The following is a 14,142-nucleotide window of genomic DNA, read 5'->3' as shown; positions in this document are numbered from 1 at the left end:
GACAGGGGTCGCGCGCGGCCGCGCGCCTCGAGGTGACTTAGGCGCCTTCGGGCGGGGCCGGCGTCGGCTCCCCCCCTCTCCGCCCATCTGGTGTTGGGATAACGCTGTTCCGCGGCTCATGCCTGCCCAACTCCTGTGGGGATACCGCGGTTATGGCGCTTCCGGAAGCGCGCCATCCCGCCGATAGTGGCCGGCGGAGGCTTACGGCGGGCAGCTCCGTGTCCCTAGTTGGCGCTTCGACGGATATCGCGCATACTCAGACGACGCAAGACAAGTCTTTAGGCCATATCCGAGACGGAACCCGGGGAGTGAGATGTCTGCAGCAGCACTGGCGAAGGCCACGATGAGGTTTGGCGCGTGGTTCGGGATCGCGGCCGTCGTCCTCCTTGTGGTGGGGCCCTTCCTCAACAGGAACTTCGGGGTGGCGGACAGCCTGAGCACCATGCCGCTGTCGGCGGTCTGGGAGGTGGCGCCCGTCGCCGTCCTGGTGTCCCTGACCTACCTGCTCCTGCTGGTTCCGTCCGTGCTGCTCTCGGCCATGCTCATCACGACCTCCCTGGTGATTCGGCGGAGCGTGAGGCCCGCAGCAGCCGCCTGAGGCCGTACGCGATGGGGAAAGTGGCGAACCCAGACGGAATCAACATAAGGCTGCGGTCTGCCTTTATCGTGCCTGCGCTGGTCATCATGGTGCTGCTGGGAATCGCGGGGGCGCTCTTTCCGAACCTCCTACCTCTCGCCACCGGTCTTATGCCTGCGGTGCTTGCGGTTGCGCTGATCAGCTTGATGCTCACGGAGCGGAGACGGGCCCGCAGCAAGATGGACCGTTGAACCTCGGGAACGCTGCGCACGCCTCAGCTGCCGGACTGCCCCGGAGCGGGCGTCAGAGAGCGCGGGGGTGCGCTGCCGCGTAGACCTCGCGGAGGGTTTCAGCGGTGACCAGGGTGTAGACCTGCGTGGTGGTCACGGACGCATGGCCCAGCAGCTCCTGGACCACGCGGACGTCGGCGCCGCCCTCCAGCAGGTGCGTCGCGAAGGAGTGCCGCAGGGTATGCGGAGACACGTCCCGGCCGATCTGCGCCTTCTCGGCAGCGTTCTTGAGGATGGTCCAGGCGCTCTGCCGGCTCAGCCTTCCGCCGCGGGCATTCAGGAACAGGGCCGGCGTGCCCTTGCCCTTGAGCGCCAGCCCCGGGCGGGCGCGCACGAGGTAGTCATCCAGCGCGCGGGCCGCATAGGAACCGAGCGGCACCAGCCGCTCCTTGGATCCCTTGCCGAACAGGCGCACGACGTCGGGCCCGCGGGCGGGGATGCGCTCCAGCGACAGATCATCCACGTCCAGGCCCACGGCCTCGCTGATGCGGGCGCCGGTGGAGTAGAGGAACTCCAGCAGCGCCCGGTCCCGCAGCCCGATCGGGGTGTCCAGCGGCACCGCCTCGAGGATGCGCGTGACCTCCTCCACCGTGATGGCCTTGGGCAGGCGCTTGCCGGGCATGGGCGGGTGCACGTCGGCGGCCGGGTCGGTGGCCATGGTGCCTTCCAGCGCCCAGAACTTGTGCAGGCCCCGCACGGCCACAATGGTCCGGGCGGCGGAGCGCAGGCTGAGGGCGGCGGCGCCGTCGGTGCCCTCGGACAGAGCGCGGGCAAAGGCGGTCACATCGTGGCGGGTAATCCGGCCGACGTCGTGCACGCCGTGCGCGGCCAGGAACCGGGCATAGCGGAGCAGGTCGCGGCGGTAGGCCTCGAGGGTGTTGGCGGCCAGGCCGCGCTCCACGGCCATGTGCTGCAGATAGACACTGATCTCCCGGCCCACGGCGGTGCTGCGCAGCTCCTCGGCCGCACCCGCGGCGCTGATCCGTGCAGACGTACGCTTCTTCTCGGCCTTGGCGGCCGGTGCCGCGGCCGTTTTGTCTGTGGTCGCTCCGGGAAGCGCGTCCGCTGCCGGCGTGGCCGCACCCGGCGCCGCCGTATCTGAAGCGGCGCCGGCGGTCGCCGTCCCGGTCCCGGCCGCAGCGCCGGCACCGGCACCGGCACTGGAGGGAAGATCCAGGCGGATGGTGGGGTTCAGCTGGGCGTTGAGGTCCAGCTCGATGGTGTCGTTGGGGTCCGCGGCGCCGGTGGACCGGTCCCGCGCGTCGGGTGCCGCAGTCACGGCTAGAGGTCCGGGCCGACGGGCCAGGAACCGTGCCGGGAGTGGTGCTCGGGCCACGGTGCGTCGCCGGGGCGCAGGTCGGCGAAATCGTTGGCACGCGCGGCATGGGCGGCGAGCACCCCTGCGATGGCGGAGGGGCTGTGCAGCCGGCCGTCGAGCACGGCCTGCACGGCGTCGTCGAGCTCCACCCAGGCGGTTTCGATCTCGGCTTCCTCGTGCTCGCGCACGTGCCGCTCGTCCTCGGGAACGGGGGTCAGCCCGCGCGCCAGATAGATGCGCAGCTCCTCCCGGGAGGATCCCGGGGAGAGGAACAGATCCGTGAGCACGTGCCAGGACGCGGCCTGCAGGTCGGCCTCCTCGGCCAGCTCGCGAGCGGCGGCGGCGACGAAGTCCTCGCCGTCCACGTCCAGCAGCCCGGCGGGAATCTCCCACAGCTTCATGCGCACCGGACGCCGGTACTGGTTGATCAGCAGCACCCGGCCGTCGTCGTCCATCGCGAGGATGGCGACGGCGCCGGGGTGCGTGATGTAGTCGCGGACCAGGGGGTCCTCACCGTCGGACAGCTGGAAGCGGTCCTGGACCACGTCCCAGATGCGCCCGGAATAGACGGTTTCGGTGTGCAGCAGCCGCCTCGGGCTCTGTTCGTCGGCGATCCCCCGGTCCGCGACCATTGGTTACTTCCGTTCCTTCTGGTGCGCCAGGGCAGCCTTCACCAGGCCGGCGAAGAGCGGGTGCGGGCGGGTGGGCCGCGAGCTCAGCTCCGGGTGCGCCTGAGTGGAGACGTAGTACGGGTGCACGTCCTCGGGCAGCTCGACGAATTCGACGAGCCCGCCGTCGGTGGTGGTACCGGAGAAGACCAGGCCGGCTTCGGCGATCTTGTCGCGGTACTGGTTGTTCACCTCGTAGCGGTGCCGGTGACGCTCGGCGACCATGGTCTTGCCGTAGGTCTTGGCGACCACGGACTCCGGCTCCAGCTTGGCGTCCCACAGGCCCAGGCGCATGGTGCCGCCCATGTCGCCCTGGCCGGCGACGATGTCCTTCTGCTCGGCCATGGTGGCGATGACCGGGTACTGGGTATCCGGCTCGAACTCGGTGGAGGAAGCACCCTCCAGGCCGACCACGTTGCGGGCGTACTCGATCACCATCGACTGCAGGCCCAGGCACAGGCCCAGGGTCGGCAGCTTGTTCTCACGGGCGAAGCGCAGCGCGCCGAGCTTGCCCTCGAGGCCGCGGATGCCGAAGCCGCCGGGCACGCAGATCGCGTCGACGCCGGCCAGCGCCTTGGCGGCGCCTTCCTGGGTGGCGCACTCATCGGAAGGCACCCAGCGGATCTTGACCTTGGCCTTGTTCGCGAAGCCGCCGGCGCGCAGCGCCTCGGTGACGGACAGGTAGGCGTCGGGCAGGTCGATGTACTTACCGACCAGCGCCACCTCGACGTGGTGCTTGGGGTTGTGGACGGCGTCGAGCAGCCGGTCCCACTTGGTCCAGTTGACGTCCTTGAACTTCAGTCCCAGGGCCTGGACGATGTACGCGTCGAGGTTCTGCGAGTGCAGGGTCTTGGGAATGTCATAGATGCTCGGCGCGTCGGGGCAGCCGATGACGGCGTCCACGTCCACGTCGCACATGCGGCCGATCTTGTCCCGCATGGCGTCCGGCACGGGCCGGTCGGAGCGGATGACGATCGCGTCGGGCTGGATGCCGATGGAGCGCAGGGCCGCCACCGAATGCTGGGTCGGCTTGGTCTTCAGCTCCTGGGAGGGGCCGATGTAGGGCACCAGGGACACGTGCAGGAAGAACACGTTGTTCCGTCCCACGTCCTGGCGCACCTGCCGGGCCGCTTCGAGGAACGGCTGCGACTCGATGTCGCCGACCGTGCCGCCGATCTCGGTGATGATGACGTCGGGGGCCTTCTTCGCCTCGGAGGGCAGGCGCATCCGGCGCTTGATCTCGTCGGTGATGTGCGGAATGACCTGGACGGTGTCACCGAGGTATTCGCCGCGGCGTTCCTTGGCGATGACGGTGGAGTACACCTGGCCGGTGGTCACGTTGGCGGACCCGTCGAGGCTCTCATCGAGGAAGCGCTCGTAATGGCCGATGTCGAGGTCGGTTTCCGCGCCGTCGTCGGTCACGAAGACCTCGCCGTGCTGGAAGGGGTTCATTGTGCCCGGATCCACGTTGAGATAGGGATCGAGCTTCTGCATGGTCACCGACAGGCCGCGGGCCCGCAGGAGATGGCCCAGGCTGGATGCCGTCAGGCCCTTGCCGAGGGAAGAGGCCACACCGCCGGTGACGAAAATGTGTTTGACCGTAGAAGAGGACTTGGAATTTGATCGCTGCACCACGGAATTCGAGCCTATCACCTTTTGGCCTTCCTGCTCCCCGACTTCGCTGACAAGTGAAGCTCGGCGGCCGCGTCCAGCAGTTCCCGGGCGTGCGCCTGCGCCGAGTCGGAGTCCTCCTGGCCGGCCAGCATCCGCGCCAGTTCGCGGATCTTCGCGTCTTCGTCCAGCACGATGACGTCGCTGGCGGTCACGCCCTGGCCGTCTTCGGCGGCGGAGGATTTTTTGATCACGCGGATGTGCTGGTTGGCGTACGCGGCGACCTGCGGCAGGTGGGTGACCACAATCACCTGCACGTGCCGGGCGAGCATGGCCAGCCGCCGGCCGATCTCGACCGCGGCCTTGCCGCCGACGCCGGAGTCCACTTCATCGAAGACGAACGTGGGGACGGGGTCCACTTCGGCCAGGACCACCTCAATGGCCAGCATGACGCGGGAGAGCTCACCGCCGGAGGCGCCCTTGCCCAGCGGGCGCGGCGGCGCCCCCGGGTGCGGGGCGAGCAGGAAGGAGATGTCGTCGGCGCCGTAGGGCCCCAGGTCCGCGGCCTCGGTGAGCTCGATGACCAGCGCGGCGTCGGGCATGGCCAGGGCGGCCAGTTCCGCGCTGACCCGGCTGCTGAGGTCGTCGGCCGCTTCCCGGCGCAGCTTGGTCAGCTCCGCCGCCTGTTCGGTCAGGGCCGCGGAGAGGTCCTGAAGCTCCGCTTCCAGCGCCTCGATCCGGCTGTCGTCATTGCCCAGCTCCAGCAGCCGGGCCCGGCTCTCATCGCGCCAGGCGATGACGCCGTTGACGTCGGGAGCGAACTTGCGCACCAGCCCGGCGAGTTCCCCGCGCCGGTTTTCGACCTCGGCCAGCCGTTCCGGGCCCTCCGCATCCAGGGAGGAGCCGTAGCTGGCCAGCTCGGTGGCGACGTCGGCCAGGATGTAGCCGACTTCGGCCAGCCGCTCGGCGGAGGCGGCGAGGGCGGGATCGTTCTCGCCGGCGCTTTCCAGCTGCCGGCGGGCGGACTCGATGAGGCTGGTGGCGTCGGCCCCCTCGGCGAAGTCGCCGCCGACCAGCGCCTGATGCGCGGCCACGGACGCGGTGCGCAGCTCCTCCACGTTGCCCAGGCGCAGCGCCTCGGCCTTCAGGGCGTCGTCTTCGCCCGGCTGCGGATCGACGGCGTCGATCTCCTCCAGCGAGGCGGACAGGTACTCGGCTTCACGCAGCCGTTCGCGGGCCTGGCTGCGCAGCTCGGCCAGCTCCTCCCCCGCCGCCTTCCAGCGCCGGAAGTCGCGTCGGTAGGCCTCGAGCACGGCGGCGAGCCGGCTGCCGGCGTACTTGTCCAGGGCTTCCCGCTGGGCGGCGGTGCTGCGCAGGCGCAGCTGGTCGGACTGCCCGTGCACGGCGACCAGGTGTTCCCCGACCTCGGCGAGCACTCCCACCGGGGCGGTGCGTCCGCCCACGTGGGCGCGGCTGCGGCCGTCGGCGTTGACGGTGCGGGCGAGCATCAGCTCGGCGGCGCCGTCGTACTCCTCGAGTTCGGCTCCGGCCTCTTCGGCGCGGACGACGGCGGCGCTGCTGCGCGGCAGCCGCACCACGGCTTCGGCGAGGGCGGACTTGGCGCCGATGCGCACCGCACCGGCGTCGGAGCGGGCGCCCAGCAGCAGGCCGAGGGCGGTGATGACCATGGTCTTGCCGGCGCCGGTTTCACCGGTAACCACAGTGAAACCGGGGGCCAGGCTCAGCGTGGCGTCGGTGATGACGCCCAGGTCGCGGATCCGGATTTCCTCAATCAATCGTGCAGACCTCCGGTGTGGCTGACGGGTCCCCGCCAGCCCTGGGTGGGCAGCTGGAACTTGCGGACGAGGCGTTCGGAGAACGGGGTGCTGTGGGTGCGGGCCAGGCGCACCGGCGTCGGCGACCTGGTGACCTCCACCCGGGCACCCGGGGGCAGCTCCACCCCGCGCCGGCCGTCGCACCAGAGCACACCGGCCGCGTCGGTCCGGGTGAGGATCTCGACGGCGAGCACCGAGCTGGGGGCGACCACCAGGGGGCGGGCAAAGAGGGCATGGGCGCTGATCGGGGTGATCAGCAGCGCCTCCACCTCGGGCCAGACAACGGGCCCGCCGGCGGAGAAGGCGTAGGCGGTGGAGCCGGTGGGGGTGGCCAGCACCACGCCGTCGCAGCCGAAAGAGCTGATCGGGCGGGCGTCGACCTCGACGACGACCTCGAGCATGCGCTGCCGGTCCGCCTTCTCCACAGCCGCCTCGTTGAGGGCCCAGGTGTGGGCGATGAGCTTCTTGTCCAGCCACACCTGGATGTCGATGGCCATGCGCTCCTCGACGGTGTAGGCGCGTTCGGCCACCCAGCGCACGGTCTGCGCGAGGTCGGCCCGCTCGCTTTCGGCGAGGAAGCCGACGTGGCCGAGATTCACGCCAAGCAGCGGGACGTTGGTGCCGCGCACCAGTTCCGCGGCGCGCAGGATGGTGCCGTCGCCGCCCAGGACCATGCCCAGGTCGACGCCGTCCAGGGTCACGTCTTCGTCGAGGATTTCGGTGGGGTTGGTCAGCCGGCCGTAGACGGACTGGATGTCCACCAGGTCGCTGCGGCGCATCACCGGCACCAGGCCGGAGTCGTGCAGCACCGTGCAGGCCTCCTGCGCGGCAGCCATGGCGGCGCGGCGGCCGGTATGGGCCAGCACCAGGATCCGTCGGCTCATTCGCTCCTCTTCCCGTTGCGGGGGCCCGCTGTGTTGCCGGGCGCGTCCCCGGGCCAGTCTTCTACGGCGGCCGGGGCCGCGGCAAACCCGTCGAACGCCGCATCGACCAGGGCCGCGGCGTCGTCGGGCCGCTGCGGTGCCGGGCCGGACGCGTCCGCAGGCGGCACCTGGAGCCACATGAAGAACTCCACGTTGCCGTTCTGGCCGGGCAGCGGGCTGGGCGCCAGCCCGGCCAGGCGCAGGCCGGCGGTGAGCGCGGCGCGGGTGACGCCGGCGACGGCGACGCGGTGCCGGGCGGGGTCGGTGACCACGCCCGTGCGGTCCAGCCCGCTGCGGCCGACTTCGAACTGCGGCTTGACCATCAGCACCAGCGAGCCGCCGGGCCGGGTGGCTCCGGCCAGGGCCGGCAGCACCAGGGTGAGCGAGATGAAGGACAGATCCGCCACGGTCAGGTCCACCGGTCCCCCGATGTCCGCCGGGTCCAGGTAGCGCACGTTCAGACCTTCATGGACGTCCACCCGCGGATCCGTGCGCAGCGATTCCACCAGCTGCCCGTGCCCGACGTCGACGGCGACCACGCGGTGGGCGCCGGCGCGCAGCAGCACGTCGGTGAATCCGCCGGTGGAGGCACCGGCATCAAGGCAGCGGGCACCTGCAGGGTTCACGGCGCTGAAGGCCGCCAGTGCCCCGGCAAGCTTGTGTCCGGCCCGGCTGACGTAATCGGGTGCCTCGGCTTCGAGCACCTCCAGCGGGTCCGCCCCGCCCACCTGCGCGGAGGCCTTGCCGAGCACGGCACCGGCACGCCGGACGCGTCCGGCGGCGATCAGCGTGGCGGCGTGGGTACGGGAACGGGCCAGGCCGCGGGCGACCAGCTCCTGGTCCAGGCGCGCCATCAGGCTGTCCCCTGACGAGGACCGGGGAACGGCCCTGGCCGGGCCCCTTCCGCCGGTCCGGGAGGCACGGGATCGGAACCGTCCGGCGCTTCGCCTTCCAATGCCCCTGTCAGGGCCTCATGGATCTGCTGGTAGGCGGCGGCCTGCTCGGTCACCGGCAACGCTGTCAGCCCGGCAAGTTCAGCCAGGACGGCGTCGACCGCGCCGTCGCCGGAAGGCGCGGGCATAGGCGGCCACGCCGGCGGGACGCCGGGCTCTTGTTCAGGTGCTTTTGGTTCCATCGGTTCCTCCGGGGCCAGACTATGCTCCGGCACCGACAAACAGCACCTCGGGATTGGTGGCCGTCTCCGTGTCCGGGTGCGCAGCCCACCAGGCGGCACAGGCAGCACGCCAGCCGTCCAGGTCTGATGTGCCGGCACCGTCGACCACTACTGAGCTGCCGTCCACGCGCGCCTCGGCGGCGCCGCAGCGATATCCGGTCTCCGTGGGTTCAGGCAGCGGATATGGCTCAAACAGCGCGGCAAGGTTCGGAATCAGATACGTGGGGCGCTCCGCTCCGCGGGCAGCGAGGGCACTGTGCGGGCTGTCCACGCCGGTCAGCACCAGCGCGGTGTCGTAGCCGGCATTGGTGCCGCCGAGAATGTCCGTATCCAGGCGGTCGCCCACCACCAGGGGTCGGTCCACCCCAAGGTGCCGGGCTGCCGTGTGGAACAGCGGGGCCTCGGGCTTGCCCGCCACCAGCGGACGGCGGCCGGTGGCAGCGGCGACCGCCGCCACCAGCGTGCCGTTGCCGGGGGCGATGCCCCGGGCCTGCGGGATGGACATGTCGGTGTTCGTCGCCACCCAGACGGCTCCAGCCGAGACGGCGAACGCCGCCTCGGCCAGGTCCTTCCAGCCCAGGTTCGGGTCGAATCCCTGGATGACGGCCTGCGGGGCCTCCTCCGCGGAGGAGACCGGGTGCAGCCCCTGGTCCTGGACCGCCTCCCTCAGCGTGGGGCTGCCCACCACCAGCACGGAGGCACCGGCCGGGACCTGCCCGGCCAGCAGCTCCGCGCCGGCCTGGGCCGAGCCGAACACATGGTCCGCCCTGGCCGGGGCGCCGAGCTCGCGGATGTGCGCCGCCACGGTCTCCGAGGAGCGTGAGGCGTTGTTGGTGATGTAGGCAAGGGCGACGCCGGCCGGTTCAAGGCGGGCCAGGGCCTCGACGGCGCCGGGTATCGCGTTCGGCCCTGCATACACGACGCCGTCCAGGTCGGCGAAGACCGCCTCGTATCCCTGAAGGAGCCAGGCCTCAGGCATCGCGGCCCGAAACCTGCTCGTCCGGCCCGTTGCCCTCGTCGGCCGGATCCGCGGACTCAGCGTCGGCGTCGTCCTCAGAGACCTGGCCCGGGCCGTCCGTGACGGTCATGCCCGTCTCGTCGACGACGGCTGCATCCTCGACGGTGTCGGCGTCGTCGGCGCGGGCGGAGTCAGTTACTCCCACGGTGCCGGGAGCATCCTCGGAGGCGCCGGTGTGGCGCGGACGCCGGGGCTGCTCGTCCTCCTCGTCAAAGTCGTAAATCTCCGGTTCGGCGAAATCGCCCACGCCCAGTGCCCGCTCTGCGACGAGGGCCTGGCGGCGCCAGCCTTCGGCCTCCTCGGCGCGGTCTACGAGATCGAGGGCGTCCGCGTAGGCGCGGAAGAGCTGCGGGCTGTAGGAGAAGGCCCGGTTGCGGTCCAGCTGCGGGATCTCCAACGCGGTCACGGCCTCTTCGTACTGCTCCAGGTCCATGTGCGCACCGGAGACGACGATCGCCATGTCCACCTTCCCGGCGGGGCTCAGCTCAGCTGCCTCCTCCGAAGCGGCCAGTTCCAGTGCCTTGTCGGGGCGGCCGAGGCCACGCTCACAGTCGGCCATGATCGGCAGGTACTCCGTCGAGCCGCTGATCCGGCGATGCGTCCGGAACTCGCGCAGCGCCTCACCGAAGTGCTCGGCGGCGTAGGCGGTCAGGCCGACTGCTTCACGCACCGAGGCGAGGCGCCCTGCGCGGCTGCTCGCGGCGACTGCGTGCTGGAAGGCCAGTTCGGGGTCGATGTCGATCAGACGGCCGGCCATCACCAGGTGGCGGCCGACGCGCTCCGCGTTGCCTGCTTCGAGGTTCCGCAGCTCGCGCTTCGTCGCCTTGTCCAGTTCCTCGCCCGTGACGTCGGGGTCGACCTCGGGGGCACGCTCGCGGGGCCGGGTGCTGCGGGGGTCGGCCGGGCGGGATCCGCCGTGTTCGCGGGTGCGCTCGGGATAGCGGTCGGCGCCGCGCTCATGGCGGCGCTCCTCCCGGAAGCCGCGCTCCCCGCCTCCCCGGTTGTCCCGGTTGTCCCGGTTGTAGCCGCGATCGTTCCGGTCTCCGCCTGCGGACGGCCGGTCCCTGAAGGAGCGCTCGGGGCGTCCGCCGCCCTCGCGGGGGCCCCGGTCCCGGTCACCGAAGGAACGGGGACGGTCGTTGCCGCCACGCTCGTCGCGGCCCTGGTAACCACGGTTCTCCCGCGGCCCACGATCATCGTTGAACCGGGGACGGTCATTGCCGCGATCACGATCGCCAAACGAACGCGGGCGGTCGTTGCCGCGGAAACCGCGGTCCGAACGCTCGGGGCGCTCGGAGCGGTCACCGAAGGAACGGGGGCGGTCGTTGCCGCGGTCGCTGTTGAAGGGGCGACGGTCATTGCCCCGGTCCCGGTCGCCGAAGCTGCGGGGACGGTCGTTGCCGCCACGCTCGTCGCGGCCCTGGTAACCACGGTTCTCCCGCGGCCCACGATCATCGTTGAACCGGGGACGGTCATTGCCGCGCGGTCCGTTGAAGGAACGGCGGTCGCTGCCGCCACGCTCGTCACGGCCCTGGTAACCACGGTTCTCCCGCGGCCCACGATCGTCATTGAACCGTGGACGGTCATTGCCGCGATCACGATCGCCAAACGAACGCGGGCGGTCGTTGCCGCGGAAACCGCGGTCCGAACGCTCGGGGCGCTCGGAGCGGTCACCGAAGGAACGAGGGCGGTCGTTGCCGCGGTCGCTGTTGAAGGGGCGACGGTCATTGCCCCGGTCCCGGTCGCCGAAGCTGCGGGGACGGTCATTGCCGCCACGCTCGTCACGGCCCTGGTAACCACGGTTCTCCCGCGGCCCACGATCATCGTTGAACCGGGGACGGTCATTGCCGCGATCACGATCGCCAAACGAACGCGGGCGGTCGTTGCCGCGGAAACCGCGGTCCGAACGCTCGGGGCGCTCGGAGCGGTCACCGAAGGAACGAGGGCGGTCGTTGCCGCGGTCGCTGTTGAAGGGGCGACGGTCATTGCCCCGGTCCCGGTCGCCGAAGCTGCGGGGACGGTCATTGCCGCCACGCTCATCGCGGCCCTGGTAACCACGGTTCTCCCGCGGCCCACGATCATCGTTGAACCGGGGACGGTCATTGCCGCGATCACGATCACCATAGGAGCGGGACTGCCCACGGCCCTCGCCGGACTGGAAACCTCGGTCACTGCGCCCGCCGGGGCGGTCGCCCGAGCTGCGCGGGTAGCCGCCGCGTCCGGAGGAGCTGTTCCGGGGCGACCCCTGGTCGCCGTTTCGGTCCCGGTTGTTCTGCTCTGACATGTATCTGGTTCCTCTCGTCGTGAGCCGACCAACGGGCTAATGCAGTCGCTCGTCACTATGGATGTGTAGGTTGGTGCGCGGGATGGGCGCGAAATCTGCGGTGGCCCGGACCGGATCAGCCGGATATCAACAGGCCGCTGTTCCATTCTAGTCCGTAGGCCGACCGGGGCTTACCACCGCCGGTAGCGGGCACGTGATGTTCGGAGGCCGGCCGGAACCTGGCACGGACCCCCCGGGGCTTTCTTCCGAGGCGGGGGCGGTCATCCCGCAGGGACTTCCGGGGAAGCCACTCCGTTTTCAGCATCCAAAGAGGTCGGCGGTCAGGGTCAGATCGGATCCGGTACCCAGGCGCTGACCTGGGTACCGGATCGGGAGAGGCTTACCGACCGGCCCTGCAGACGCCCTAGCTGCGCCGACGACGTGACGACCCCAGGACCAGCATCGATCCGGCGAGTACAGCAGCACTACCGGCGGCAGCACCGAGTGCCAGGTGCCCGTTGTTGGCACCGGTGCGCGGAAGCCGTTCGGTTACCGGCACCGGTGCGTACTCGTTGATCACTACGACCGTCTGCACCTGTCCCGGCAGAACAGTCACCTCCGCAGCGCCGGAGGACGATACCGTGACATCCTCATTGGCTCCGGAGGCCGGTTCCGAGACCCGGCACGCCGTTCCTGCCGGGATGCCTTCGTACACCTGTGTGAAGGTGTCCGCCGCTACCCCCTCGGGGATCACGAAGATCTCGTCGACCAGTCCATCACCGCACTGAATGTGAAGCACGACTTCTTCCTGCAGACCGGCACCGGGGCCGCTGATGGTCTTAGCCACCACAAGGCTGCCCGGGTTGAATTCCACCGTGTTCGTGACCGCTAGGATGTTTTCGCCTTCGGTGATCGTCACCGGTTCCGGGAGTGCGGGCGTTACGGTTACCTCCGCCGTCGTTCCCGTGCCGTCTTCGGTGACGGAGCAGACCGTTCCTACCGGCAGGTCAGTCACTGTCTGGCTGAACTGCGCTGTGGTCCCCGCCGGAACCTCGAAAACAAAACTGCCGGCCGCGCCGCAGTCCACTACGAGTGTGGTGGCACCCTGGCTCCCGACCGCTCCGCCGGCGAACACCTTAGTGACTATGAGGTCACCCGGCACGAAGAACCCCGCCGTCGCCTGGGCCGTGGCTTCCAGCACCGTGCTTGCGGCGAGGATCAGGGGCTGCGCGTCGTCCCTCCCCGGGTCCCCGCCGTCGTAGAGGTAGACGTTGCCGGTCTGGACGGTGACGGAAGCCCGGGCGCTCAGGATAGCCGGATCGGTCGATGCCGCAGGTCCGCCCACCCAGACCTGGGTCCCCGAAGTGACTGTGCCACCGCTGGGGATGGGGATGGTGCCCGCAGCATCCGCGTAGATGGTGTATCCAGTGGGCACAGAGACCGTGACTTCCGCGGATCCTTCCGCGGTTACCGTAAAGGGGCCGGCCACGCCACCCGCCGGCCCCGCAGCAACCGGTGGCGTAACGGTGACATTCGGTGGGGGCGGTTCCAAAAGGGGCCCGTTGGCCTGCGCGTCGGCGACGATCGCCTCAACCGCGTCTCTGATGACCGTTTCCGAGGTGTTGACCACGTATCCGTCGGTGAAGTACCAGATCGCGCCCTGCACGGCCGCCGCCTGCTGATTTGCCGTTAGGCCCGCAGGTACTGCGGGATTCGCGGGATAGTAGTTGTTCAGGACGTAGTTCACGTATCCGATGTTGGCGACGTTGGATTCGTCCCAGGCCCCCTGAACATAGCCGATACCGACCTGGGTTTCGACCGCCGTGTCGATGCAGTACATCTGCCCGATCCCGCCCTCGGCATCCTCGGTGATAATGATGCCTGCGAACCGGCCGGTCACGGGCACACCCACCGGATTCTCCTCTGGATACGGTGCCAATGGATCCGGAGGGGTTGGATCGGTGGCGACGAAGGCCTGCACCCTTTGGGCGGGCCCGAGGGCGGTAGTCACGACTTCCGCATCCGCGCCGGCAACAGGCGCCGGCTCATTTGGGTCCGGTTCCACAAACGAGGCCGTCGCCGGGGCTGTCAGGGGCAGCAGGATCATCGCTGCGGTGGCCAGGAGTGCCCACCAGGCTGTGTGTCTGCTCCTGCGGTGTGTTCCTGGTCGGGTTGCGTGTGCGCGTGACCGGACGTGATGCGACCTCATGGGCACCTTCTTCAGCAGTGAGAGTGATATCTGCACATGCCGCAGCTGGCTGCTGCCGGCACGCGCCGTCACGCTAACGGGCGCCGCCGGGATGCACCACGGGGTCCCCTGCTTTTGGGGCCGGCAGACGGCCGAAAGAGCCTCGCTCTGTCACCTGGCTTGTTAAATGGGTGAGGGCCCCGCGTCGGTGCGGGGCCCTCACTGTTAATGGTTGTCCGGCGGTGACCTACTCTCCCACACCCTCCCGGGTGCAGTA

General features: G+C 70.0%; 11 protein-coding genes. 2 read left to right on the top strand and 9 right to left on the bottom strand.

Annotated features, from left to right (window positions below; all coding sequences use genetic code 11):
- The first annotated feature begins 313 nt into the window (after positions 1 to 313).
- Positions 314 to 598 carry a hypothetical protein gene (locus tag AC5RV6_RS07290; protein WP_494006652.1) on the top strand — a complete coding sequence of 95 codons (285 nt, stop codon included), beginning with the start codon at positions 314 to 316 and terminating at the stop codon, positions 596 to 598.
- Between the two features lie 282 nt (positions 599 to 880).
- On the opposite strand, the gene xerD is transcribed toward AC5RV6_RS07290, so the two are convergent.
- The 8 genes from xerD to AC5RV6_RS07250 form a co-directional block, all read right to left on the bottom strand.
- Positions 881 to 1,849, bottom strand: a complete 969-nt coding sequence (gene xerD / locus AC5RV6_RS07285) for a site-specific tyrosine recombinase XerD (protein WP_494007371.1) — start codon at positions 1,847 to 1,849, stop codon at positions 881 to 883.
- A 299-nt stretch (positions 1,850 to 2,148) separates the two neighbouring features.
- Entirely contained in the window at positions 2,149 to 2,817 is a 669-nt protein-coding gene (locus AC5RV6_RS07280) for an NUDIX domain-containing protein (RefSeq protein ID WP_494006651.1), read from the bottom strand.
- A gap of 3 nt (positions 2,818 to 2,820) precedes the next feature.
- Entirely contained in the window at positions 2,821 to 4,506 is a 1,686-nt protein-coding gene (gene pyrG, locus AC5RV6_RS07275; protein WP_494006650.1) for a CTP synthase, read from the bottom strand.
- Positions 4,503 to 6,260 (bottom strand): DNA repair protein RecN, encoded by a 1,758-nt coding sequence (recN, locus tag AC5RV6_RS07270; protein ID WP_494006649.1) that lies wholly within the window; start codon positions 6,258 to 6,260, stop codon positions 4,503 to 4,505. The genes pyrG and recN overlap by 4 nt, the downstream gene beginning before the upstream one ends.
- Positions 6,257 to 7,183, bottom strand: coding sequence for an NAD kinase (locus AC5RV6_RS07265; RefSeq protein ID WP_494006648.1), 927 nt, complete (start codon positions 7,181 to 7,183; stop codon positions 6,257 to 6,259). The genes recN and AC5RV6_RS07265 overlap by 4 nt, the downstream gene beginning before the upstream one ends.
- Complete coding sequence (locus tag AC5RV6_RS07260; RefSeq protein ID WP_494006647.1) at positions 7,180 to 8,076, bottom strand: TlyA family RNA methyltransferase; 897 nt, start codon at positions 8,074 to 8,076, stop codon at positions 7,180 to 7,182. The genes AC5RV6_RS07265 and AC5RV6_RS07260 overlap by 4 nt, the downstream gene beginning before the upstream one ends.
- Before the next feature lie 300 nt (positions 8,077 to 8,376).
- Positions 8,377 to 9,375 (bottom strand): HAD-IIA family hydrolase, encoded by a 999-nt coding sequence (locus tag AC5RV6_RS07255; protein WP_494006646.1) that lies wholly within the window; start codon positions 9,373 to 9,375, stop codon positions 8,377 to 8,379.
- Positions 9,368 to 10,171 (bottom strand): hypothetical protein, encoded by an 804-nt coding sequence (locus AC5RV6_RS07250; protein WP_494006645.1) that lies wholly within the window; start codon positions 10,169 to 10,171, stop codon positions 9,368 to 9,370. Before AC5RV6_RS07250 ends, AC5RV6_RS07255 begins: the two co-directional genes overlap by 8 nt.
- Between AC5RV6_RS07250 and AC5RV6_RS07245 the strand changes: the two genes are divergently transcribed.
- Positions 10,124 to 11,695, top strand: coding sequence for a hypothetical protein (locus AC5RV6_RS07245; protein WP_494006644.1), 1,572 nt, complete (start codon positions 10,124 to 10,126; stop codon positions 11,693 to 11,695). The genes AC5RV6_RS07250 and AC5RV6_RS07245 overlap by 48 nt on opposite strands.
- Before the next feature lie 406 nt (positions 11,696 to 12,101).
- Here the strand turns inward: AC5RV6_RS07245 and AC5RV6_RS07240 are convergent, their stop codons facing one another.
- Complete coding sequence (locus tag AC5RV6_RS07240) at positions 12,102 to 13,784, bottom strand: thioester domain-containing protein (protein WP_494006643.1); 1,683 nt, start codon at positions 13,782 to 13,784, stop codon at positions 12,102 to 12,104.
- Between the last annotated feature and the right edge of the window lie 358 nt (positions 13,785 to 14,142).

Source organism: Arthrobacter saudimassiliensis, assembly GCF_059090665.1.
The sequence above is the reverse complement of the archived record's forward strand: the minus strand, read 5'-3'. Positions and strand labels throughout refer to the sequence as shown.

Bases quoted from the DNA above. Each gene is read 5' to 3' on its own strand.
- AC5RV6_RS07290 (WP_494006652.1), top strand. From the start codon at position 314: ATGTCTGCAGCAGCACTGGCGAAGGCCACGATGAGGTTTGGCGCGTGG.
- AC5RV6_RS07280 (WP_494006651.1), bottom strand. From the start codon at position 2,817: ATGGTCGCGGACCGGGGGATCGCCGACGAACAGAGCCCGAGGCGGCTG.
- AC5RV6_RS07265 (WP_494006648.1), bottom strand. From the start codon at position 7,183: ATGAGCCGACGGATCCTGGTGCTGGCCCATACCGGCCGCCGCGCCGCC.
- AC5RV6_RS07260 (WP_494006647.1), bottom strand. From the start codon at position 8,076: ATGGCGCGCCTGGACCAGGAGCTGGTCGCCCGCGGCCTGGCCCGTTCC.
- AC5RV6_RS07255 (WP_494006646.1), bottom strand. From the start codon at position 9,375: ATGCCTGAGGCCTGGCTCCTTCAGGGATACGAGGCGGTCTTCGCCGAC.
- AC5RV6_RS07250 (WP_494006645.1), bottom strand. From the start codon at position 10,171: ATGGCCGGCCGTCTGATCGACATCGACCCCGAACTGGCCTTCCAGCAC.
- AC5RV6_RS07240 (WP_494006643.1), bottom strand. From the start codon at position 13,784: ATGATCCTGCTGCCCCTGACAGCCCCGGCGACGGCCTCGTTTGTGGAA.